General features: G+C 48.4%; 1 protein-coding gene and 1 pseudogene. Both read left to right on the top strand.

Annotation, left to right across the window (positions count from 1 at the left end; all coding sequences use genetic code 11):
• A pseudogene (locus G7Y46_RS09100) lies at positions 1 to 192 on the top strand (hypothetical protein); the annotation flags it as partial.
• A 480-nt stretch (positions 193 to 672) separates the two neighbouring features.
• Positions 673 to 1,755, top strand: a complete 1,083-nt coding sequence (locus tag G7Y46_RS09010; protein ID WP_165254017.1) for an IS110 family transposase — start codon at positions 673 to 675, stop codon at positions 1,753 to 1,755.
• The last annotated feature ends 344 nt before the right edge of the window (positions 1,756 to 2,099 follow it).

Below are 2,099 nucleotides of genomic sequence, written 5' to 3'. Positions count from 1 at the left end.
CTCTACGACGATTCCGTGCCGACCTCGATATCGAACCATGCGGCGCAAGGCGTAAGGCGGCTGGTCGATCGAAGGCGGCACTTCACCATCGACCTGCATAAGCGTCCCGTTGTGGCCAACGTGGCCACTGCGCGCGAGTTGGCATGCTGGATATGGGCGCTCGGGCGCATGAGCGAAGGGACGCTGACCTAAGAGCATTCTACCTGCTCAATACCGATCATTCCCTGACATCTCTTCCATATCGACTGGTCGTTGGGTGCGATCCCAGATGCCTTTTTGAGCGGCGGACAAGCCGCCATGCTCGCAGAGAGACTCTTCTTATTGGAAGGTGCGCGCATCCAGCCGTAGCAACGAAATGCGAAGACAGGCGGTCAACATAGATGAGCTATGATGCAGCGAACTTGTAACGGTTCGCGCTAGCTCATGACCGTCAACCCGCGAATATTAAACTGCGAATACGAGCGTCGGTTTGAGGACACTACCCGTCGGAAGCGGTCAGGTGATGATAACAAGGCCCAAGTTGGGAAGAAATTCCTGGCTTGGGTCTTCATTGCCTATTGACAGAAGATATGACCAGTTTTGAAGCTGGAGAACCTCCTCTAACGTAAAGAGGATTCTCCCATAATTGCCGTATCACAAAAGCAGTAGCGGAAAATCATTAGGGAGGTTCCTATGCGATATTCTACCTATATTGGAATTGACACGCATAGCACAAAAAACGAAGTGTGCGCTCTTGTAATTGAAACAGGGGAGATCCAAAACGAGACGTTTAGCGATGATCCGAATCAAATCATTCGCTGGATCAATGAGAACGATCTCCCTAGACCGATACGTTGTGTATATGAAGCAGGTCCCACAGGCTATTCTTTGGCAAGAACGCTAATCAGCGCAGGCTTTGAATGCGTAGTTGCGGCGACCTCAAAACTCCCTAAGCGCCATGACCGAAAGAAAAACGACAAGATAGACGCAGAATGGTTAGCAAGATTGCTGTCTTCTGGCGCGATTCGAGAAACGCATATACCGACCCTGCAAGAAGAATCGCTGCAACACTTGTCGCGGCTTCGCAATGAAACAATGAACGACTTGAAGAGAGCAAAGCAAAGGGTCGCTTCGTTTCTCCTTCTCACGAAAACAGAATACAGCCTCACGAAAAGAAGGTGGTCCAAGAAATTCAGGGAATGGGCCGAAGAAATAGAATTTGAGCGCCCGGAAGACACTTTCGTCTTTAGATTGAAATATGCCGAGGTCATACGCCTAGAAGAGCGCCTTTCCTATATCGAAAACCACATCGTTCGCATTATTGAAGACGATGAAAGGCTATTAACGCTAGCAAAGCGTCTTATGTGCATATATGGAGTAGGCAAAGTTGCCGCATTTACACTGGTGTGCGAGATCAATGACTTTGCCCGCTTCAAGAACGGCAGATCATTTGCATCCTTTGTAGGCTTAACCCCATCAGAGCATTCAACGGGAAAGCGAAGGATAACAGGAAGAATTACGAAAACCGGAAATGGGTATCTTAGAAGCATCATCATAGAGTGCGCCAATATCTATGCCCGATGCATCCCGGTTGTCAGACATGAGGATGAAAGCGTCCCCGAAAACGTCCGGGCAAAAGCAGATAAATGCTCTAAACGACTAAAGAAGCGGCGAGAATACTTGATTGAAAAAGGATTGTCCAACAATAAAGCGAAGGTCGCTATTGCTCGTGAATTATGTGAATGGGTTTATTGGATAGCTACTTTACCTGCATAGCGCATTACTTGCACATCCCTTTACCTCATTGCTTGAATCTAAATCAAGAGTGCCGGGACGAACCACGGAGAACATTTGCACGGCAATATGGTTGCGTGCGTTGACAGAAAGAGAAACATCTCAAGTGGCCCCGTCCAGCCGAAGGTATCTACATGCGGCAACCAAGCCTTACGAGGCAGCGACACGCGGATATGAGTTTGATCAAAGTGCTTGACGTTGGTAAACACGTCTGAAATTGGAGGCAAGCAACGATGGGTTATCGCCTAGCCTGTCCGGCCAGACAGGCTAGGCGATTATTTGTCCTTGACAAGAAAACTGGTCATATGAATGTTCTACTCATATTA

The sequence above is a fragment of the Adlercreutzia sp. ZJ304 genome (genome assembly GCF_011039075.1).
Lineage (GTDB): Bacteria > Actinomycetota > Coriobacteriia > Coriobacteriales > Eggerthellaceae > Adlercreutzia_A.
The sequence above is the reverse complement of the archived record's forward strand: the minus strand, read 5'-3'. Positions and strand labels throughout refer to the sequence as shown.